Origin of the sequence: Comamonas koreensis, from assembly GCF_014076495.1 — a bacterium.
Taxonomy (GTDB): domain Bacteria; phylum Pseudomonadota; class Gammaproteobacteria; order Burkholderiales; family Burkholderiaceae_C; genus Comamonas; species Comamonas squillarum.
The window spans coordinates 973593-993590 of the sequence record NZ_CP043575.1 but is presented as its reverse complement, the minus strand read 5'-3'; the positions used below and the strand labels follow the sequence as shown (position 1 = coordinate 993590).

Genomic DNA, 19998 nt, shown 5'->3' with positions numbered 1-19998 from the left:
ACAGGGCCTGCCAGGCCTGCCCCATTCCCAGCCAGTGCTTACTTTTGTGCAGCGCCAGCACCAGCCACGGCGCGGCCCAGCGGCTGCAGCGGCCAGGTCAGCACCAGCCACAGCAGCGCCAGCGCGCTGGTGGCAATGAACAGATCCGTCACGCTGCCCCAGCGGGTCAGCGCCCCACCCAGCGCACCGCCGGCAAACAGGCCCAGAGATTGCAAGGTGTTGTAACTGCCCAGCGCCGCGCCGCGCAGCGATGCCGGCGCCATGCGCGAGACCAGGCTGGGCTGCGTGGCCTCCAACGCGTTGAAGCCGCAGAAAAACACGAACAGCAGCACGCCCATCAGCCACAGCGCAGGCGCATGGCCCGAGGTCGCCACCAGGCCCAGGGCCATCTGCACCAGGGCCACCAGCGCGATCGAGCCCAGCAAAGCGCCGCGCAGGTAACCGCGCCGCTCCAGCGCAAACAGCCCGCCCATCAGCACAAAGGACAGCAGCACGGCCGGCAGGTAGACCTGCCAGTGCTCGGCCTTGGGCAGGCCTGCGGCCACCAGCATCGCGGGCACGGCTACCCACATCGACATCTGCACCGTGTGCAGCACAAACACACCGGCGTTGAGGCGCACCAGGTCGGCATGGCGGAACACCTCGCGCAGGCCGCCGCGTGCGCCGCCCCGGTGCTCCAGCGGCTCAGGCGGCACGACCCACAGCACTACCGCAATACCGCCCAGCGCCAGGCCGCAGGTCATCAAAAACAGGCCGCTCAGGCCGATGTGCACCACCAGCAGCGGGCTGAGCACCAGCGCCAGCGCAAACATCAGGCCGATGCTGGCGCCCACCAGGGCCATGGCCTTGGTGCGCACTTCGTCGCGGGTCTGGTCGGCCAAGAGCGCCGTGACGGCGGCGGACACCGCGCCTGCGCCTTGCAGCGCCCGACCCAGCAGCAGGGTATGCAGGTTGCCCGCCATGCCGGCGATCAGGCTGCCGGCGGCAAACACCAAGAGGCCCAGCACAATGACCTTTTTGCGCCCGAAGCGGTCCGACGCCATGCCCAGCGGCAGCTGGCAGACGGCCTGTGTCAGGCCATAGACGCCCATGGCCAGCCCGACCAGCGCCGGGTCATCACCGCCGGGGTATTTGTGGGCTTCCAGCGCAAACACCGGCAGCACCAGAAACAGGCCCAGCATGCGCAATGCAAAGATCAGCGCCAGGCTGAAACTGGCGCGCCGCTCGGCCGGCAGCATGGCCGTGGAAGAAGAAACAGAGGTGAGAGACAAGGGCGATACGCAGGCAAACAAGGGACGGATGGCGACGATCGCCAGCGGCAAGTGTAGAGCGCAGCCGCAAGCCCTGCTGGCAGACGGAATCTCTGCGCCCAGCAGCGCATCAGAAACAATAGCTAGGCGCAAAGCTGCCGCAAGCCCTCACCTCGGTTTTGGCGCCAGACAGCGGGCCACGCCCCTGGGTTTATCCGCAACGCATGTGCAGCGATACCCGGCAGATTGCACAACGAACGGGCAGGCTGGCTATCATGAGGGGTTTTGGATCTTGAAGCCCACATGCCACCACGCACCCCCACCGACCCTTCCGCTGCCATCGACTTGCACCATGAACTCGGCCTGTCCGAGGCGCAGCAGGACGACAGCCGCTACCTGGGCGCGCGGCTGGCACACAGTCGCATCGCCATCCGTGGCGCGCGCACGCACAACCTCAAGAACATCGATCTGGACATTCCGCGCCACCAGCTGGTGGTGATCACCGGCCTGTCGGGCTCGGGCAAATCCAGCCTGGCCTTTGACACCTTGTATGCCGAAGGCCAGCGCCGTTATGTCGAGAGCCTCTCGGCCTATGCGCGCCAGTTTCTGGGCCGTCTCGACAAACCCGATGTCGACCTGATCGAGGGCCTGTCACCGGCCATCTCGATCGAGCAGAAGGCGACCAGCCACAACCCGCGCTCGACCGTGGGCACGGTCACCGAAATCCATGACTACCTGCGCCTGTTGTATGCCCGCGCAGGCACGCCGTTCTGCCCCGACCACAACCTGCCACTGGCGGCCCAGACCGTCAGCCAGATGGTGGACGCCGTGCTGGCCCTGCCCGAGGACACCAAGCTGATGATCCTGGCGCCGGTGGCGCGCGGCAAGAAGGGCGAGTTCGTCGAGCTGTTTGCGCAGATGCAGGCGCTGGGCTATGTGCGCTTTCGGGTCGATGGCCAGATGTACGAGCACGAGACCCTGCCCGCGCTGGCCAAGAACGAGAAGCACGATGTCGATGTGGTCATCGACCGGGTCAAGGTACGCGCCGGGCTGCAGCAGCGCCTGGCCGAAAGCATTGAGGCGGCACTGCGCGTGGGCGGCAACGAAGGCAATGGCCGCGTGCTGGCGCTGGAGATGGACACCGGCGAAGAGCATCTGTTCAGCAGCAAGTTCTCCTGCCCGGTCTGCAGCTATGCGCTGGCCGAGCTGGAGCCGCGCCTGTTCTCCTTCAACTCGCCCCAGGGCGCCTGCCCGTCCTGCGATGGCCTGGGCCTGCACGAGGTGTTCGACGTCGAGCGCGTGGTGGCTTTCCCCACGCTCAGCCTGGCCAGTGGCGCCATCAAGGGCTGGGACCGGCGCAATGGCTACTACTTTGCGATGCTCGAGAGCCTGGGCCGCCACTACAAGTTCGATATCGAGCAGCCTTTCGAGAGCCTGCCCGAAGCCGTGCGCCAGGTGGTGCTGTATGGCTCGGGCGACGAAGAGATCGCCTTCAAGTACGAGCTGGCCAGCGGCGAGAACGCCGGCAAGATGGTCACCAAGAAGCACCCCTTCGAAGGCATCCTGCCGAACATGACGCGGCGCTACCGCGAGACCGATTCGAGCATCGTGCGCGATGAGCTGGCCCGCTACCAAAGCGTGCAGCCCTGCCCCGACTGCCACGGCGCGCGCCTGCGCCGCGAGGCGCGCTTTGTGCGCGTGGGCGATGGTGACCAGGCCCGTGCGATCCAGGACATCAGCCAGGTCACCCTGAGCGAGGCCCACGCCTGGTTCAGCACCGTGCAGCTGACGGGCGCCAAGGCCGATATTGCCGCGCGGGTGATCCAGGAAATCAGCACGCGGCTGCAGTTCCTCAACGATGTGGGCCTGACCTACCTGAGCCTGGCGCGCAGCGCCGAGACGCTCTCGGGCGGTGAGGCGCAGCGCATTCGCCTGGCCTCGCAGATCGGCTCGGGCCTGACGGGCGTGATGTATGTGCTCGACGAGCCCTCGATCGGGCTGCACCAGCGCGACAACGACCGCCTGATCGCCACCTTGCAGCACCTGCGTGACATCGGCAACAGCGTGATCGTCGTCGAGCATGACGAGGACATGATGCGCGCGGCCGACCAGATCATCGACATGGGCCCGGGCGCCGGTGTGCACGGCGGCCAGATCATGGCCCAGGGCCGCTACGCCGACATCTGCGCCCACCCGCAGTCGCTCACCGGCCAGTACCTGAGCGGCCAGAAATCGATTGCCGTGCCCGCGCGCCGCACGCCCTGGCTGCCGGTGCTGGCCAGCACCGTGGGCGCGCCGGTGGGCAAGGCCGCCGCGGACAAGAGCGGCTCGCAGTTCCCTACCGTGCGCACCTCGCTGGAGAAAAAGCCCAGCAGTACCAGCAGCACCAGCAGTACCAAGGGCCGCAGCGTGCAGGAAGCGGCCGCCTCCGCCGCAGTGGACCCGCATGCGGTGCAAAGCCTGCGTCTCATCGGCGCCAGCGGCCACAACCTGCGCGATGTGACGGTGGATTTCCCGGTCGGCCTGTTCACCTGCGTGACCGGCGTCTCGGGCTCGGGCAAATCGACCCTGGTCAACGACACCTTGTATGCGGCCGCGGCCCACAAGATCAACCGCGCCCAGGGCGATGTTGCGCCCTACCAGGAGATCGAAGGCCTGGACTATTTCGACAAGGTCATCAATGTGGACCAAAGCCCGATTGGCCGCACGCCGCGTAGCAACCCGGCCACCTACACCGGCCTGTTCACGCCCATTCGCGAGCTGATGGCCGAGACCAACACCGCCAAGGAGCGCGGCTATGGCCCGGGCCGTTTCAGCTTCAATGTGGCCGGCGGCCGCTGCGAAGCCTGCCAGGGCGATGGCATGGTCAAGGTGGAGATGCATTTTCTGCCTGACGTCTATGTACCCTGCGACATCTGCCAGGGCCAGCGCTACAACCGCGAAACCCTGCAGGTGCAGTGGAAGGGCCGCAATATTGCGCAGATCCTGGAGATGACGGTGGAAGACGCGCACGACTTCTTCCGCGATGTGCCCACCATTGCCCGCAAGCTGCAAACGCTGCTGGATGTGGGCCTGAGCTATATCCGCCTGGGCCAGAGCGCCACCACCCTATCGGGCGGCGAGGCCCAGCGCGTCAAGCTGGCGCAGGAGCTGTCCAAGCGCGACACGGGCCGCACGCTCTACATCCTCGATGAGCCGACCACCGGCCTGCACTTTGCCGATATCGACCTGCTGCTCAAGGTGCTGCACCAGCTGCGCGATGCGGGCAACACGATTGTCGTCATCGAGCACAACCTGGACGTCATCAAGACGGCCGACTGGGTCATCGACATGGGCCCCGAAGGCGGCGCCGGCGGCGGGCAGCTGGTGGCCCAGGGCACGCCCGAGCAGGTCGCGGCCAACCCGGCCAGCCATACCGGGCGCTACTTGGCGCCTTACCTCAAGCGCTGAGGCAGCTTGCCGCGCGTCAACGAACCAGTCCATCCCACTGCGCCTATGCCAGCAAACCTGATTTTCCGCACCGCAACCCTGGCCGACCTGCCCGCGATCATCGCGCTGCTCGCCGATGATGCGCTGGGCCGTGAGCGCGAGGTGCTGGCCGACCCGCCCGATGCGCGCTATATCGCGGCCTTTGACGCGATCTGCGCCGATGCCAACCAGCGCCTGGTGGTGGCCGAGCTGGACGGGCAGGTGGTGGGCACGCTGCAGCTGTCCTTTGTGCCCGGCCTGTCACACACGGGGGCCTGGCGCGGCCAGATCGAATCGGTGCGCATTGCAGCGCAGCTGCGCGGCGCCGGCGCGGGCCAGCAGATGCTGGAATGGGCGGTGGCGCAGTGTCGGGAGCGGGGCTGCACGGTGGTGCAGCTGACCACCGACAAAAGCCGGGCCGATGCCCACCGCTTTTACGAAAAGCTGGGCTTTGTGTCCAGCCATCTGGGTTTCAAGCGCAAGCTTTAACTGCCCGAGGGCACCAGCCGAATCAGCTTGCCATCGGGCCCATCGGTCAGCAGGTAGACCAGGCCATCGGCGCCCTGGCGCACGTCACGGATGCGCTCGCCCAGCGATTCATAGAGGCGCTTCTCGCCGGTCACCTTGCCGTCCTTGACCGTCAGCTGGGCGACGCTGCGCGACTTGAGGCCGCCCACCAACAGGCTGCCCTTCCAGGCTGGCCCATAGCGGTCACTCGTGACAAAGGCCATGCCCGAGGGCGCAATGCTGGGCACCCAGTAGTGCAAGGGCTGCTCCATGCCGGCCTTTTGCGTGCCTTCGCCGATCTTGCCGCCGCCGTATTCCTCGCCATAGGTGATCACCGGCCAGCCATAGTTCTTGCCAGGCTGGGGCCGGTTGATCTCGTCGCCGCCCTGCGGGCCATGCTCGTGCTGCCACAGGCTGCCATCGGCGGCGACGGCCAAGCCCTGGCTGTTGCGGTGGCCGTAGCTGTAGATCTCCGGCAGCGCATCCTGGCGGCCCGCATAAGGGTTGTCCTTGGGCACGCTGCCATCCTTGGCAATGCGCACCAGCTTGCCGTGGTGGTTGTTCAGGGTCTGCGCATCGTCGCGCTGCGAGTAGCGGTCACCCAGGCTGAGGAACAGGTTGCCATCGGGCGTTTCGGCAATGCGGCAGCCAAAATGGGCATTGCTCCTGGCCTTGGGGCGCTGGCTGAACAGCAGCTTGACGTCTTCGAGCTGGCGCTCATTGGCCGCAATGCGCGCCGAAGCCAATGCCGTGCTGTTGGTGCCCGCCTGGGGGCCCGCTTCGCTGAAGCAAAAATAGATGCGCCGGTTGCTGGCGAACTGGCTGTCGGCCACGACATCGAGCAGGCCGCCCTGGCCGGCATCGACCACCTTGGGCACGCCTTGCAGCTCGGACTGTTTACGCCCATCGGCATCGAGCAGCCAGAGCTTGCCGCCGCGCTCGGTCAGCAAAAAGCGTTTGTCCGGCAAGGGCGCAATGGCCCAGGGGTTGAGGTAGCCGCTGCCCACAACCGTGGGCTTAGGCAGCGCGGGTGCCGCCGTCTGCGCTTGCACAGTGCTGGCGGCGCAGATGGCCAGCAGCCCGCTGGCGCCCAGCGCCCATGAATAAAAACCCTTGCGTGCTTGTTTCTGTCTCATGTTTGCCCTTTGCGAAGTGCCTCTGACCTTACCATGCTGACCATGGAAACCCCCAACAGTTCCCCTTCGGCCTCCCCTAGCGCATCCGCTTCTGCCACCGCCAGCCCGGCAGTCTGGGATTTTGTCGTCATCGGCGCCGGCATGGCCGGCAGCGCCACCGCCTGGCACCTGGCTACCAGCGCCCAGGTGCTGGTGCTGGAGCAGGAATCCCAGCCCGGCTACCACACCACCGGCCGCTCGGCCGCGCTGTTTGAAGAGCACTATGGCCCACCCCAGGTGCAAGCGCTCACCCGAGCCAGCCGCCAGTTTTACGAGCAGCCGCCGGCCGACTTTGCCGAGCATGCGCTGGTCAGCCCCCGCGGCGTGCTGTATGTGGCAACGCCCGCGCAGTTGCCCGCGCTGCAAGCCGCCTACGACGAGGCACGCCAGCATTCGCCCGGCGCGCGCTGGCTGGACAAGGCCGCGCTGAAAGCCTTTTTGCCGGCGCTCAACACCGAGGTGCTGGAAGCCGGCTTTAGCGACGATGGCGCCCGCGATATCGATGTGCATGCGCTGCACCAGGGCTTTTTGAAGGGCATGCGCCGGCGCGGCGGCCAGCTGTGGAACGATGCCCGGGTGCACAGCCTACACTGGGATGCCAGCGCCGGCCACTGGCAGATCAGCCTGGCCGATGGCCGCCAGCTGCAGGCCCGCCATGTCGTCAACGCCGCCGGCGCCTGGGCCGATGAGCTGGGCCAGATGGCTGGAGCGGCTGCCATTGGCCTCACGCCCAAGCGCCGCAGTGCCTTTACCTTTGCGATGCCCGCCGGCATGGACGGCCAGCACTGGCCGGCCGTCATCGATATCGGCGAGCAGTGGTACTTCAAGCCCGATGCCGGCCAGCTGCTGGGCTCGCCCGCCAACGCCGATGCCACCCACCCGCATGATGTGCAGCCCGAGATGATGGACATTGCCGAGGGCATTGACCGCATCATGCAGGCCAGCCATTTCGACATTCGCCGCCCCAGCCACAGCTGGGCAGGCCTGCGCTCCTTTGTCGCCGATGGCGAGATGGTGATTGGCTGGGATGGCCAGGTGCCGCAGTTTCTGTGGGTGGCCGCGCAGGGCGGGTATGGCATCCAGAGCGCCTATGGCTACGGCCTGCTGGCGCGCAACCTGGCCTTGCAGGAGCCGCTGGACCCGGCGCTGGTGAGCCAGGGTGTGCAGCCTGAGGCTCTGTCGCCCACGCGCCATTTGCGCTGAGAGCCACCAACACAACCCTTGATACGTCGTTACCTGGCCGGACGCACCCTGCCTTGTCGTACGTTGTACTGCCTGCGGCAGGGTGCCTCGTCTCAACCGCAAACCTGCGGTTTGCTGGGCCGTGCTAGCGGCGCTGAATAGCGCAGCGCCAGCACGCAGCTGCGCTTGCTGGCACACTGCTGGAAAACCTTGAATAACATCCGGCGCTGCGCACACCAGTGCCTCCAGCCATGTCCGCTTCCAGCTCCCCTGTCCCCTTTCGCCCTACGGACCTCGCCTTGGCGCTGGTCGTGGTGGTGGTCTGGGGCATCAACTTTGTCATCATGAAATGGGGCCTGCAGAGCCTGACCCCGTTCGAGCTGGGCGCCCTGCGCTACCTCTGCGCGGCCTTTCCGCTGGTGCTGTTCATCAAGCCGCCGCGCGTGCACTGGCGCTGGGTGGTGCTGTTTGGCCTGCTGCAGGGCGTGGGCCAGTTTGGCTTCTTGTTCACCGCGCTCAAGGTGGGCATGACGGCGTCGCTCGCCAGCGTGGTGCTGCAGACCCAGGTGTTTCTCACCGCCGTGTGGACCTGGGTGCTGCTGCGCGAGCGCCCCGGCCGCCCACTGGTGGCCGGCATGGGCATTGCCGCGCTCGGCCTGGCCTGCCTGCTGATCAATGAGCTGCGCAGCAATGGCGCTGGTGGCACCACCTTGGCAGGCCTGCTGCTGGTGCTGTGCGCGGCCACATCCTGGGCCTGCTCCAACGTGGTGGTGCGCCTGGCGCAAAAGGAAAACGCCCGCTACGACCCGGTGGGCTTTATCGCCTGGAGCAGCCTGATGCCGATTCTGCCCTTTATCGGGCTGAGCGCCGCACTGGACGAGGGCAGCGTGGGCAAGTGGCTGCAGGCAGAGACCTGGCAGCAGATTCCCGGGCTGGCCTGGATGTCGATCGCCTACCTGGGCTGGGTGGCCACCATCGTCGGCTACGGGCTGTGGACCAAGCTGATCCAGCGCTACTCGGCCAACCGGGTGGCGCCCTTCAGCCTCTGCGTGCCGGTCATTGGCCTGACCACCGGCATGCTGGTGCTGGGCGAGACGGTGACGGCCTGGCAATGGGCTGGCGCGGTGTTTGTCGTGCTGGCGCTGGTGGTCGTGGTCTGGGGCGGCCGCTGGCTGCAGGCGGCGCGGCGCTAAGCTGCGCCGAAGGAGACCGCGCTCAGCGGTCTTCGATCTTCGCGGTCTCGACGATCTGCTGGTACTTGGACACCTGGGCCTTCAAGAAGGCGCCCATGTCCTGGCCGGGCGCAGCCACCACATTGCCACTGGCTTCGAGCTTGGCGCGAAAGCTGGGGGACTGCAGCATGTCATCAATGGCCGCACGCAAGGCCTTTTGCACCTGCGGGGGCAACTTGGCTGGGCCCATCAGCGCAAACCAGCTGTTGATATCGACCCTCGCAAACGCCGAGGTCTCGGCCAAGGCCGGGATATCGGGTGTGACGCTGGAGCGCTTGGCCTCGGTCGTGCCCAGCGCCACCACCTTGCCGGCGCGGATATGCGGCAGGCCCGAGGACAGCACAAACACGCCAAAATCCAGGCTGCCGCCCAGCAGGTCATTGGTCAGCGGTGCCACGCCCTTGTAGGGCACATGGGTCATCGCCACATTGCCGGCCTGCTGCACCATCTCGCCAGCAATGTGCAGCGCCGTGCCCACGCCCGAGCTGCCATAGCTGTACTTGCCGGGGTTCTGGCGCAGCAGGCTGAGGAACTCCTGCGTGTTCTTGACGCCGCTGGACTGCGAGGCAACCAGCACCATGGGCTGGGTCGCCACCAGGCTGATCGGCGTGAAATCCTTGAACACCCGGTACTTGATGGCCTTGTTGATCAGCGGCGCAATCGCCATCTCGTTGTTGGCCGACAGCAGCAAGGTATATCCATCGGCCGGCGCCCGGGCCACCTTTTGCGCACCGATGGCGCCACCGGCACCGCCCAGGTTCTCGATGACCACCGGCTGCTTGAGCCGCTGCGCCAGTTCGGTGCCGACCATGCGGCCCACCGCATCGGTGCTGCCGCCAGGCGGGTAGGCAATCACCAAGGAGATGGCCTTGGTGGGGTAGTGCGCAGCCGCCTGTGCGCCTGCCGCCATGCTGGCCGCCAGCGCCAGCAGACCCAGGCAGGCCTTTCGGCGCGGGCGAGAAAAAAGCATAGGGAGCATCGGAAGTCCTTGTGGCGGTGGAAAAGGCGTCAGAAGAAAAGCGGCAGGCGCATTGTGTCTTGGCCCAAGAAGCCTCCACACTATTCCGGAAAAAGAAGCAGGGCCCGTGCCAGCGTGCAGCACGGACCCTGTCGTTCTGGCGCTGGAGCCGCTCAATCGACCGCGTTGAGCAGGTCGCGGGTCTGGATCGCAGCGGCGCGCGCCGCGCTGGCAAAGTCGTCGCCGCTGCTCGCATACAAAATGGCGCGCGAAGAGTTGATGATGATCGGGCCGCCGCCAATGCGGGCCGCCTTGACGGTGGCCACCGCATCACCACCCTGCGCACCGACGCCGGGAATCAGCAGCGGCAGGTGGGGGGCGACGGCGCGCACACGCTCGATCTCTTGCGGGCGGGTGGCACCGACGACCAGGCCGAGCTGGCCATTGGTGTTCCAGGGGCCCTGGGCCAGGCGCGCCACATGCTCGAACATCTGCGGCTGGCCGGGCACATCGGCCAGGGTCTGGGCCTGCAGGTCGTCCCCACCGGGGTTGGAGGTGCGGCACAGCAAGAAGGCGCCCTTGCCCTCGTACTTCAGGTAGGGCGTGATGGAGTCAAAGCCCATGAAGGGCGACAAGGTCACCGCGTCCGCCCCATAGCGCTCAAAGGCTTCCTTGGCGTACTGCTCGGCGGTCGAGCCGATGTCGCCGCGCTTGGCATCGAGAATCACCGGCACCTGGGGAGCCACGCGGCGCATATGGGCCATCAGCTTTTCCAGCTGGTCCTCGGCGCGGTGCGCTGCAAAGTAGGCGATCTGCGGCTTGAAGCTGTTGACCAGGTCATGGGTGGCATCGACGATGGCTGCGCAAAAATCATAGATCTTGCTGGCATCGCCGCGCATCGCGGCGGGAAAACGGCTGGGCTCCGGATCCAGGCCCACGCACAGCATGGAGTTGTTTTGGGTGGCTGCGGCGCGCAGCTGGTCGATAAAAGGCATGGGCGCTATTGTAAAAGCTGGCCGTGCCAGGGCCTTCGCAGAGCTGACTGCGTCGCACGGGGATTGCAGGCACAATCGCGCCCCATGCCTACCCTGTCGCGACAACAACTGGTGATCCTGTGCCTGCTGACCCTGGTCTGGGGGCTGAATTGGCCGGTGATGAAGACGGGGGTGCAGCACTTCCCGCCACTGAGCTTTCGCGCGCTGTCAATGCTGATCGGCCTGCCGCTGCTGGCGTTGGGCCTGCTGGTGCTCAAGGTGCCCTTCCGGCTGGAGCGGCGCTACTGGGGGCCGCTCGTGGTGCTGGGCTTTTTCAACATGGTGATGTGGCACACGCTGATCATTGTGGCGATTCCGCTGCTGCCCAGCGGCCGGGCGGCGATCCTGGGCTACACCATGCCTATTTTTTCAGCAGCGCTGGGCGCACTGTTCTTCAGTGACCGGCTGCCGCCGCGCGCCTGGCTGGGCGTAGCCGCTGCCGCCGGCGGCGTGTTGCTGCTGCTGTGGAACGAGATGGACAAGCTGGGCGGCAAGCCCACGGGCGTGGCGCTGATGCTGCTGGCAGCGGCCAGCTGGGCGTTGGGCACCCAGCTGCTGCGCCGCACCCGCATCCCCGCGCCCACCTTGACCCTGGCCTTCTGGATGACCGTGATGACCACCGGCTGCCTGTGCCTGCTGGCCACGCTGCTGGAGCGCCCGCGCTGGCATGCGCCTGACCCCATCGCCTGGGGCACCATCCTGTTCAATGCGGTGCTGGTGATCGGCTTTGCCCAGGTGGCCTGGTTCTTTCTGGTGCGCACCCTGCCGCCGCTGGCGTCCACTTTGAGTGTGATGCTGATCCCCGTGCTGGGCGTCTTCAGCGGCGCCTGGTGGCTGGGCGAGATCCTGCACTGGCAGGACTGGACGGCGGTGGCCTTGATGGTGCTGGCCATCGCCTCGGTGCTCTGGCCCAGCCGGGCGCGCCGCTGAGCCAGCACAAAGCGATCCTACGTCGCTGAATCAGCGGCCTGCGGACTGCGCAGGCGGGGCCAGGCTGTCGTTGTCCATCGTCAGGTAGACCAGCACCAGCAGCAAGGTGATAAAGAAGCGGAAGGCATCGGGCACGCCATTCCACTCTTTGGACATCCACATGCCAAACCACTCACCGCCCACCGACATAAAGCCCACCTGCCAGGTGAGAAAGCCCAGGGTCAGCCCGGCAATCGCCCATTTTTTGGCAGCGCGAAAACCGGCCGCATCGGCATGGCGGGCGCGCAAGAGCTGGCTGCCGCCAACCCAGCACAGCAGCGCTGTCAGTGTCTCCAGCGCAATGATGCCGGCATAGCCCAGGTGGTGGATCCATTCCGCATCGATGGCGCGGTAGAGGATGCTGTTACCGGGGAAGGTGGTGTCCATCAGGAACACATGGTGCACAAAGGCAAAGTTGGTGGCGTAGTCGGTGATATTGCCAAAAGCCACCAAGGTGGCGAAGAAAGCCATGGCCAGCACCAGGGCGGACTTGGACAGACGAATCATCATTCGAAGCTCCAGACGTGAGAGTGTGAGAGAGGGATAGGAAAGGGCAGACGGATGCCGTGGCGCCGAACAGCAAGGCTCGGCACCTGATCCATCAAAAGTGTGCCAACGCGGAGTTGGCGGGGAGGTGTGCAAAAAGCACGCAGGCGCGCAGATCGGGACTGGAAAACCTGAAGCCGGCAGCGGGTCTGGGAAACACGCAGGCCAACCGGATCGAATGTCGCGCCAGGAGGGAGGCTGGATTCTGCCAGCCCGCTGTGGAGGCTGTCAACGCTGGCCGATCCGGCCATAAAAAAACGCACTGCCCCAAGGGGAGTGCGTTCTTTGTTCCAACCGGGCGGCGGCCCGGTGGTGGATCAGCGAGGCGCGTTCAGCAAACGGGTCACATCGCGGTCATTGGGCAAGGCATAGTCATAGCCCGACAGGATGCGGCTGTCTTCGGTACGCACCAGCTTGAGGCTGACGTAGGTGAAGTTGGCAGCGGGCGAGAAGGTGCCGACCAGCACCATCGAGGCGTTCTGGCTGCGGGCAATGTCGCGCATCTCGCGCGACAGCAGCAGCTCGCCGGTGCCTTCGCGCACATACAGATCGGTGCGCAGCTTGACTTCCTTGACGTGGAAGCCACGGGCGGCCATCTGGTTGGCGTAGATCTCGGACAAGGTGCGGCCCAGTGGCGACGAGGCGCCCATGTTGTTCACATTGACCACGGTGGCCACCAGCACGGGGCCGGTACCGGTCGACTGGGGCGCGACCGAGGCGGTCAGCTTGTTGATCGCATCCTGGCTGTTGGCCAGGAAGACGCTGGCGTCCGCAGCCTGGTAGGTCGGCTCGCTGCGCACCGTGCTCACGGGCTGGGCAGGATCGCTCCAGCTGGCGCAACCGGCCAGCACAGCGGCAGAGGCCACAGCGGCCAGGGTGGTCAGACGCCGCATCATTTGTTCACCACCTTCATGTTGACGGCGCGGTAGGCTTCGGTCTTGGCGAACTGGCCGACGGTGGCATTGTCAACATAGTAGACATTGGACTTGCGCGCGACATACTGGCCCTGGCGCAGCACCGTGGTGGTCAGCAGCACTTCGGAGTATGCCGGGGCGCCTGCGATGGTGGCGGCCTGGTAGTCGGTGCCGATGGTCGGGCTCACGCCAGCGACGACCTGGCCGTTGTCGCCTTCATAGGCCCAGTTGCCCGCTTGCTGCAGGTTGTGGTGCACGACCTTGGCGTCGTAGCTCACTTCGAGCTGCTGGCCGGGGGTGGTGTAGACCGATGCGCCATGCTGCACCAGCTTGGTCACGACCAGGTCGTGGAACACGCTGTCAAAGGCGCTGGCGTTCTGTGGCAGGGCCACATACAAAGGCGTCTTGGCGTTCAGACCATTGCGCTCCAGCGTCGCCAGCGTGTCGGCCACCACTTCGCTGGCCATCAGGTCCCAGTGGCCCGCTGCGCGGACCTTCATCTGGGTTGGTTGCGCATAGTTGGCGCCGTATGGAACGGGCGCCTCTACCGCGCAACCCGTCAACGCAAGCACGGCGCTTGCCAGCGCCGCCGCTCCGATGGTCTTTTTCAAAGCCATGTTTCCCTCCTCGGAATTAGATAGCCGACGGGCCAACACCCGCCCAGGCTTGCATCCATTGTTGTAGATGTGGTGCTACCAAGACAAGTGAAACGATCCAAAGTGCGAGCAGAGCCACGCATTTTGTTGTTTTTGCTCACACTTTAGAAACGCCATTTGTCCACTGAATAAGCTCAGCCTGCCGCGCGTTTTTGCAGAATCTCGAAAGCTGGCAAGGTCTTGCCTTCCAATACTTCCAAAAAGGCACCGCCGCCAGTGGAGATATAACCAATCTTGTCCTCGATGCCGTACTTGGCAATGGCGGCCAAGGTATCACCGCCACCGGCAATGCTGAAGGCGGGCGACTGGGCAATGGCCTGGGCCAGGGTTTCGGTGCCATGCGCAAACGCATCGAACTCGAACACGCCCACCGGGCCGTTCCAGACGATGGTGCCGGCCTTCTTGAGCTGCTCGGCCAGGCGGGCGGCCGTCTCGGGGCCGATATCGAGGATCAGGTCGTCATCGGCCACGTCGGTGGCGCGCTTGATGGTCGCCTCTGCGTCGGCCGCAAAGGTCTTGGCCACCACCACATCGGTCGGAATCGGCACATCGGCGCCGCGTGCGGCCATGGCATCGATCACGGCCTTGGCGTCACCCACCAGGTCGGCCTCGGCCAGCGACTTGCCGATGTTCAGGCCTGCCGCCAGCATGAAGGTGTTGGCAATGCCGCCGCCGACGATCAGCTGGTCTACCTTGCTGGACAGCGCCTGCAGGATGGTCAGCTTGGTCGAGACCTTGGAGCCCGCGACGATGGCGACCAGCGGACGCGCCGGCGCGGCCAGTGCCTTGGTGATGGCATCGATCTCGGCCGACAGCAGCGGGCCGGCGCAGGCGATCTTGGCGTACTCGGCAATGCCGTAGGTCGTGCATTCGGCGCGGTGGGCCGTGCCAAAGGCGTCGTTCACATAGATGTCGCACAGCTGGGCGAGCTTTTGCGCCAGCGCCGGCAGGTTCTTCTTCTCGCCGACATTGCTGCGGCAGTTCTCCAGCATCACGACCTGGCCGGGGGCCACGGTGACACCGTCAACCCAGTCCGCGATCAGCGGCACCTCGCGGCCCAGCAGCTGCGCCAGACGTTGCGCCACCGGGGCGAGCGAGTCCTCGGGCTGGAACGCGCCCTCGGTGGGGCGGCCCAGGTGGCTGGTCACCATCACGGCGGCGCCAGCCTTGAGCGCCATCTCGATCGCAGGCACCGACGCACGCACGCGCGTGTCTTCGGTGATCTCGCCGGCATCGTTGAGCGGCACATTCAGATCGGAGCGGATAAAAACGCGTTGGCCTTGCACCTTGCCTTGGGCACACAGGTCGGAGAAACGAAGGATGTTCATGGGAATGGCTACCAAAGAGTCTAGAAACTGGGGCGCGCGCCATGCAAGGGCCTGCGCATGGCCGCCATTGTAGAGGCCTGCCCAGCCCGCCCCAAGCAGCGGGTCGCGCTCGCGTCTCTCCGCCCCGGCTTACCAGCCCAGGGCGATATGCAGCGGCAGGTAGACCGCCATGCCCACCACAATCGTGCCCAGGATGCCGCGCTTTTTGAAGTAATAGATGGTCGCGCAGATCACCGCCGGAATGCGGGCATCGAGCAAGGTGTCGGTCAGCTCGCCCTTGACCATCAACAGCTCGGGGGCAATGACGGCCATCAACGCGGCCAGCGGCGCGTATTTGAGGCCGCGCTTGAGCCAGTCGGGCAAGGGCAGTTCGTTCTTCGGGATCATGAAGAACGCGCGGGTGACCACGGTGATGACGGTCAGGCCCACGATGGCGGTGAGCTGGTAGAGCAGATCCCAGTCGTCCTGGCTCATCGCACATGCTCCTCACGCACGGGCACCGCCGTGGTGCCATCGTCGGGCTGCTCGGGCCCGGGCGATGGCAGCGGTTTGTTCTTGGCCACCACCACGATCTTGGGCTTGCGCCCGCGCTGGTCCACCGCCTCGACCAGGAGGCCGATGGTGACCGCGCAGGCAATCGCCACCAGGATATTGAGCTTGAGCGGAATGCCATAAGCCGCAATCGCCGCCGTGGCCGCCACCAGCGCCGCGACCTTGGTGGCGCGGTCGATCAGCATCGAATAGAGCACACCCAGCAGCGCCAGCACGCCGGCAAAGCCCAGGCCCCATTCCAGCGGTACCACGTTGGCCAGCAAGATGCCGGCAATCGAGAAGCCCTGCCAGGTCACAAAGTTCAGCGACGAGGCGCCCCAGAAGTAGTAGACCTGCTGGGGCTTGGCCACCGGCGCGGTGTAGCGGCGCATGAAGGCCACAAAGATCACATCACCGCTGAAGTAACCAATGCAGAGCCGGTGCCACAGCGGCAGGTGCGCAAAATAGCTGCGCCACATGCTCGACAGAATGACAAAGCGCAGGTTCACGCAGGCGGCGGTGAACCAGACCACCCACATCGGCGAGCCCATCGCCATCAGCGGCAGCACCGCCAGTTGGGCGCTGCCGGCATAGACCACCAGCGACATGAAGATGGCCATGGGGGCGGAGATTCCCGCCTTGACCATGGCCACACCGGTGACCAGCGCCCAGGCGGCAATGCCCACGGCCGTGCCCGACATGTCGACCACGCCGGCACGGAAACTGGGGTGGTCGATGGCGCGGCGCCGGTGGTGCAGGCTCATGGAGCCGCCACGGAGAGCCTGTCGTCACCCAGCACCTGGCCGGGCTGCAGCGCATGGCCGCGCAGAAAATCGGCCGCCTGCAGCCGCTTGCCACCGGGCCGCTGCAGCGCGCTGATGCGCAAGGCACCCTCGCCGCAGGCCACCACAATGCCCTGGCCGTCGGCCGCCAGCACCTGGCCGGGAACGGCACCGGCGGGCGAATGCCGCTCGGGCTGCGCTGCCCAAATCTTGACCACCTCCTCGCCCATGCGGGTCGAGGCGGCCGGGAAGGGATTGAAGGCGCGCACGCGCCGATCGATCTGCACAGCGCTCTGCGCCCAGTCGATGGTGCTTTCGGCCTTCTCGATCTTGTGCGCGTAGGTGATGCCTTCTGCCGGCTGCGGCGCGCGCTGCAAACGGCCCTCGGCGCTCAAGGCCAGCGCCTGCACCAGCATGCGCCCGCCCATCTCGGCCAGCTTGTCGTGCAGGCTGGCGGTGGTGTCATCGGCGGCAATGTCCAGCGCTTCGACCAGGCACATATCACCGGTATCGAGGCCCGCGTCCATCTGCATGATGGTCACGCCGGTCTGGGCATCGCCCGCCTCGATCGCGCGGTGGATGGGCGCGGCGCCGCGCCAGCGCGGCAGCAGGCTGGCGTGGATGTTGAGGCAGCCCTTGGCAGGCAAGTCCAGCACCCATTGCGGCAGGATCAAACCGTAGGCGGCGACGACCATCACATCGGGCTGGGCCGCCAGCAGCGCCGCGCGTGCGGCAGCCGCTTCTTGCGGGTATTTGCCATCGAGCCGAAGGCTGAGCGGCTGGCTGACTGCAATGCCGTGCGCCAGCGCGCATTGCTTGACCGGAGAGGCCTGCAGCTTCATGCCCCGGCCGGCGGGCCGGTCCGGCTGGGTCAGCACCAGCGGCACTTCGTGACCGGCGGCCAGCAACTGCTCGAGAGCCACACGGGCAAATTCCGGCGTGCCGGCAAAAACTACTTTCATGTCTTTTTTTAGGTAAGAGGCCAGTTGCGATCGGGCCACGCAGACCGGCCGTCAATCGCGCTGGCGGGGCTCGGGCAAAGGCTCATCCATGAACATCAGCTTTTGCACCACACCTTGCGGATCGATGTGCACATGCGCGAATCGCTTGATGCCATTGTCCCAGAATCGGTAGGTCCAGACCTGTCCCTTGAAGCTCCAGACCCGGGTGATTTCCATCGGCGGGCCAAAATCCTGCATCAGCTGCTGCTCGCTGAACTGACCCAGCGGGATGGCGCCGAAGTTCTCGGCCGTCAGCACCTGGGTGGTGGTCTGCAATTGGCCATCGGCGCCAAAGCGCAGCTGGTAGGCCTCGCGCCCCATCGGCTGGGTGGTGTAGAGCCAGCGCTCCGCTCCGCCCTCGAGCTTTTTGACGGTCGTAGCAGGGCCGAGCTTGCTCAGCACTTCCTGCTGCGGGGTGCCGGGCTTGAACTGGGTGGGATAGGCGCAGCCCGCCAGGGCGGCGCACAGGATGAGCAGCGCCATCGCGCCCCACGCGCTGCCAGGCAGCCAGCTCCGTGAAGATCGCGCCGTGCCCATATCAGCCCTTGGCGTCGGCCAGTTCGCGCTTTTGCTGCTTGACCAGCTTGGACTTGATGCGGTTGCGCTTGAGGGGCGAGAGGTACTCGACAAACACCTTGCCCAGCAGGTGGTCCATCTCATGCTGGATGCAGATGGCCAGCAGGCCTTCGGCGTCGATCTCGCGGCTGTTGCCGTTCTCGTCGAGTGCCCGGATCTTGACCGCCACCGAGCGCTCGACACCGTCGTAAATGCCGGGCACAGACAGGCAGCCTTCGTCACCCACCTGCTTTTCATCGCTGGCCCAGAGGATTTCCGGGTTGATGATGGCCATGGGCTCATTGCGCTCTTCAGAGACGTCGATCACCACCACGCGCTCGTGCACGTCGATCTGCGTGGCTGCCAGGCCGATACCGCTGGCGTCGTACATGGTGGCCAGCATGTCCTGGACCAAGGTACGGATGCGGTCATCGACCACGGCCACGGGCTTGGCGACCTTGTGCAGACGGGGATCGGGGTAGCAGAGAATCGGGAGGATAGACATAGTTTTCGCTCTTGAATGTCGTTATTTTCGCCACTTTTGCGCTTCAATGCCCAGATGGCTTGCAATAATCATTGATCGATCAAGGGCTTGGCCCGAGAATCAGAGGCAATTACAAACATTGACAGCAGGCCCACTGTGGCCTGCCAGCGACTGAGAGGGAGTCACCCGGCCATGCGAGCATCCACCACGCCCCTGTTCCACCAGCTGCGCAGCAGCGCCGTTGCAGTCGCCTGCATGGCCTGCGCCGGCATGAGTGCCTGGGCCGCCACCCCGGCCGCGCAGTTGCCGGTGACCGCGCAGCAACGCAGCACCGCCCAGCAAGTGGCGGCGCAGGGCATCCCCGAGGCCGACCTGGTCGCCAATGCACCCGAGAGCTACGTGGTCAAGCGGGGCGATACGCTCTGGGATATCTCGCGCATCTACCTGCAGCAGCCCTGGCGCTGGCCGGCGCTGTGGGGCATGAACCTGCAGTCCATCGCCAACCCGCACCTGATCTACCCCGGCCAGACCCTGTACCTGGAGCGCCGCAATGGCATGGCGCGCCTGGTCACCTCGCGCTCGGGTGAGGACGAGGTCATCCGCATCTCGCCGCGCGTGCGCAGCGAGAGCCTCTCGGGCACCGCACTGCCCGCCGTCAACCAGCGCCTCATCGAGGCTTTCCTGGTCGAGCCCGAAGTGCTGGCCGCTGGCGAGAGCGAAAAAGCCCCGCGCCTGGTCGGTGCCGCACAAGAGCGCGCCCTGCTGTCGCCCGGCGACCGCGTCTATGGCCGCTCGGCCGACCAGTCGCTGGAAACAGGCCAGGAGCGCCAGTACTACCGTGTGTTCCGCAATGCCGTGCCGATGGTCGACCCCGAAACCAACGCCGTGCTGGGCTACGAAGCCCAGTACCTGGGCAAGGTGCAGGTGATGGCCGGTGAGCGCAAGGAGACGACGCTCGATGCCAAGGGCCATGCCCACACCGATCCGGTGCCAGCATCGCTGGACATCACGTCGGTGAAGGAAGAAATCCGCATCGGCGACAAGCTGCTGCCGATGCCGCGCGCCACCGTCACCAGCTATGTGCCGCATGCGCCCGATGAGCACCTGCAAGGCAGCGTCGTGTCCATCTACGGCAGCAACAGCGTGGCCTATGCATCGCGCAACAACGTGATCGCCATCAACCGGGGCCAGGCCGACGGTGTCGAGCTCGGCCATGTCTTCCGCCTGATGACGCGCGGCGCGCGCATCAAGGACAAGACCGACAGCGACCAGACCGTCATCAAGCTGCCCAACGAGGCCAATGGCCTGGCCATGGTGTTCCGCACGTTCGACAAGGTGTCCTACGCGCTGATTCTGGAAGCGAAGGAAGGCGTGAAGGTAGGCGACTCGCTGATCTCGCCCGACTACCGCCCCTGATACGGGAAAC

Annotated in this window: 19 protein-coding genes; 6 read left to right on the top strand and 13 right to left on the bottom strand. The window is 65.8% G+C overall.

All coding sequences use genetic code 11. The features are described 5' to 3' along the window. Positions 1 to 38 precede the first annotated feature (38 nt). Entirely contained in the window at positions 39 to 1238 is a 1200-nt protein-coding gene (locus F0Q04_RS04545) for an MFS transporter (protein WP_116926096.1), read from the bottom strand. Positions 1239 to 1553: 315 nt separating this feature from the next. Here F0Q04_RS04545 and uvrA point away from each other — a divergent pair, with 315 nt between their 5' ends. Together uvrA and F0Q04_RS04535 are read left to right on the top strand one after the other, a co-directional pair. Next, on the top strand, positions 1554 to 4700 hold the full coding sequence (gene uvrA, locus F0Q04_RS04540) for an excinuclease ABC subunit UvrA (protein WP_116926095.1): 3147 nt from the start codon (positions 1554 to 1556) through the stop codon (positions 4698 to 4700). Positions 4701 to 4745: 45 nt separating this feature from the next. After that, the gene (locus tag F0Q04_RS04535; RefSeq protein ID WP_182344684.1) at positions 4746 to 5207 is read left to right on the top strand and encodes a GNAT family N-acetyltransferase; all 462 of its coding nucleotides are present in this window, start codon (positions 4746 to 4748) and stop codon (positions 5205 to 5207) included. Here F0Q04_RS04535 and F0Q04_RS04530 read toward each other — a convergent pair. Beyond that, positions 5204 to 6361, bottom strand: coding sequence for a PQQ-dependent sugar dehydrogenase (locus tag F0Q04_RS04530; RefSeq protein WP_116926093.1), 1158 nt, complete (start codon positions 6359 to 6361; stop codon positions 5204 to 5206). The genes F0Q04_RS04535 and F0Q04_RS04530 overlap by 4 nt on opposite strands. Before the next feature lie 42 nt (positions 6362 to 6403). On the opposite strand from F0Q04_RS04530, the gene F0Q04_RS04525 reads away from it, so the two are divergent. Beyond that, positions 6404 to 7603, top strand: coding sequence for an NAD(P)/FAD-dependent oxidoreductase (locus tag F0Q04_RS04525; protein WP_182344682.1), 1200 nt, complete (start codon positions 6404 to 6406; stop codon positions 7601 to 7603). 230 nt (positions 7604 to 7833) lie between these two features. Further along, positions 7834 to 8775 carry an EamA family transporter gene (locus F0Q04_RS04520; protein WP_116926092.1) on the top strand — a complete coding sequence of 314 codons (942 nt, stop codon included), beginning with the start codon at positions 7834 to 7836 and terminating at the stop codon, positions 8773 to 8775. Between the two features lie 22 nt (positions 8776 to 8797). Here F0Q04_RS04520 and F0Q04_RS04515 read toward each other — a convergent pair whose 3' ends face one another. Continuing rightward, positions 8798 to 9793, bottom strand: a complete 996-nt coding sequence (locus F0Q04_RS04515; protein ID WP_420093974.1) for a Bug family tripartite tricarboxylate transporter substrate binding protein — start codon at positions 9791 to 9793, stop codon at positions 8798 to 8800. Between the two features lie 152 nt (positions 9794 to 9945). Then, positions 9946 to 10767, bottom strand: a complete 822-nt coding sequence (gene pyrF, locus F0Q04_RS04510; protein ID WP_116926090.1) for an orotidine-5'-phosphate decarboxylase — start codon at positions 10765 to 10767, stop codon at positions 9946 to 9948. A gap of 84 nt (positions 10768 to 10851) precedes the next feature. On the opposite strand from pyrF, the gene F0Q04_RS04505 reads away from it, so the two are divergent. Beyond that, positions 10852 to 11736 (top strand): DMT family transporter, encoded by an 885-nt coding sequence (locus F0Q04_RS04505; RefSeq protein WP_182344678.1) that lies wholly within the window; start codon positions 10852 to 10854, stop codon positions 11734 to 11736. A gap of 30 nt (positions 11737 to 11766) precedes the next feature. On the opposite strand, the gene F0Q04_RS04500 is transcribed toward F0Q04_RS04505, so the two are convergent. From F0Q04_RS04500 to def, 9 genes are all read right to left on the bottom strand, one after another. Further along, on the bottom strand, positions 11767 to 12285 hold the full coding sequence (locus F0Q04_RS04500) for a DUF2165 family protein (protein ID WP_116926088.1): 519 nt from the start codon (positions 12283 to 12285) through the stop codon (positions 11767 to 11769). Between the two features lie 353 nt (positions 12286 to 12638). Continuing rightward, positions 12639 to 13217, bottom strand: a complete 579-nt coding sequence (locus F0Q04_RS04495) for a FlgO family outer membrane protein (RefSeq protein WP_260718699.1) — start codon at positions 13215 to 13217, stop codon at positions 12639 to 12641. Further along, complete coding sequence (locus F0Q04_RS04490; RefSeq protein ID WP_133248143.1) at positions 13214 to 13852, bottom strand: hypothetical protein; 639 nt, start codon at positions 13850 to 13852, stop codon at positions 13214 to 13216. The genes F0Q04_RS04495 and F0Q04_RS04490 overlap by 4 nt, the downstream gene beginning before the upstream one ends. A 173-nt stretch (positions 13853 to 14025) precedes the next feature. Further along, entirely contained in the window at positions 14026 to 15219 is a 1194-nt protein-coding gene (locus F0Q04_RS04485; protein ID WP_182344676.1) for a phosphoglycerate kinase, read from the bottom strand. Positions 15220 to 15348: 129 nt separating this feature from the next. Next, positions 15349 to 15693, bottom strand: coding sequence for an AzlD domain-containing protein (locus F0Q04_RS04480; RefSeq protein ID WP_182344674.1), 345 nt, complete (start codon positions 15691 to 15693; stop codon positions 15349 to 15351). Then, on the bottom strand, positions 15690 to 16514 hold the full coding sequence (locus tag F0Q04_RS04475; protein ID WP_021026997.1) for an AzlC family ABC transporter permease: 825 nt from the start codon (positions 16512 to 16514) through the stop codon (positions 15690 to 15692). Before F0Q04_RS04475 ends, F0Q04_RS04480 begins: the two co-directional genes overlap by 4 nt. Next, on the bottom strand, positions 16511 to 17494 hold the full coding sequence (fmt, locus tag F0Q04_RS04470; protein ID WP_182344672.1) for a methionyl-tRNA formyltransferase: 984 nt from the start codon (positions 17492 to 17494) through the stop codon (positions 16511 to 16513). Before fmt ends, F0Q04_RS04475 begins: the two co-directional genes overlap by 4 nt. A 51-nt stretch (positions 17495 to 17545) precedes the next feature. Next, positions 17546 to 18016, bottom strand: coding sequence for a hypothetical protein (locus F0Q04_RS04465; protein ID WP_182344670.1), 471 nt, complete (start codon positions 18014 to 18016; stop codon positions 17546 to 17548). A gap of 55 nt (positions 18017 to 18071) precedes the next feature. Continuing rightward, positions 18072 to 18593 carry a peptide deformylase gene (gene def / locus F0Q04_RS04460; protein WP_116926081.1) on the bottom strand — a complete coding sequence of 174 codons (522 nt, stop codon included), beginning with the start codon at positions 18591 to 18593 and terminating at the stop codon, positions 18072 to 18074. 171 nt (positions 18594 to 18764) lie between these two features. Here def and F0Q04_RS04455 point away from each other — a divergent pair, with 171 nt between their 5' ends. Continuing rightward, on the top strand, positions 18765 to 19988 hold the full coding sequence (locus F0Q04_RS04455) for a LysM peptidoglycan-binding domain-containing protein (RefSeq protein WP_182344668.1): 1224 nt from the start codon (positions 18765 to 18767) through the stop codon (positions 19986 to 19988). The last annotated feature ends 10 nt before the right edge of the window (positions 19989 to 19998 follow it).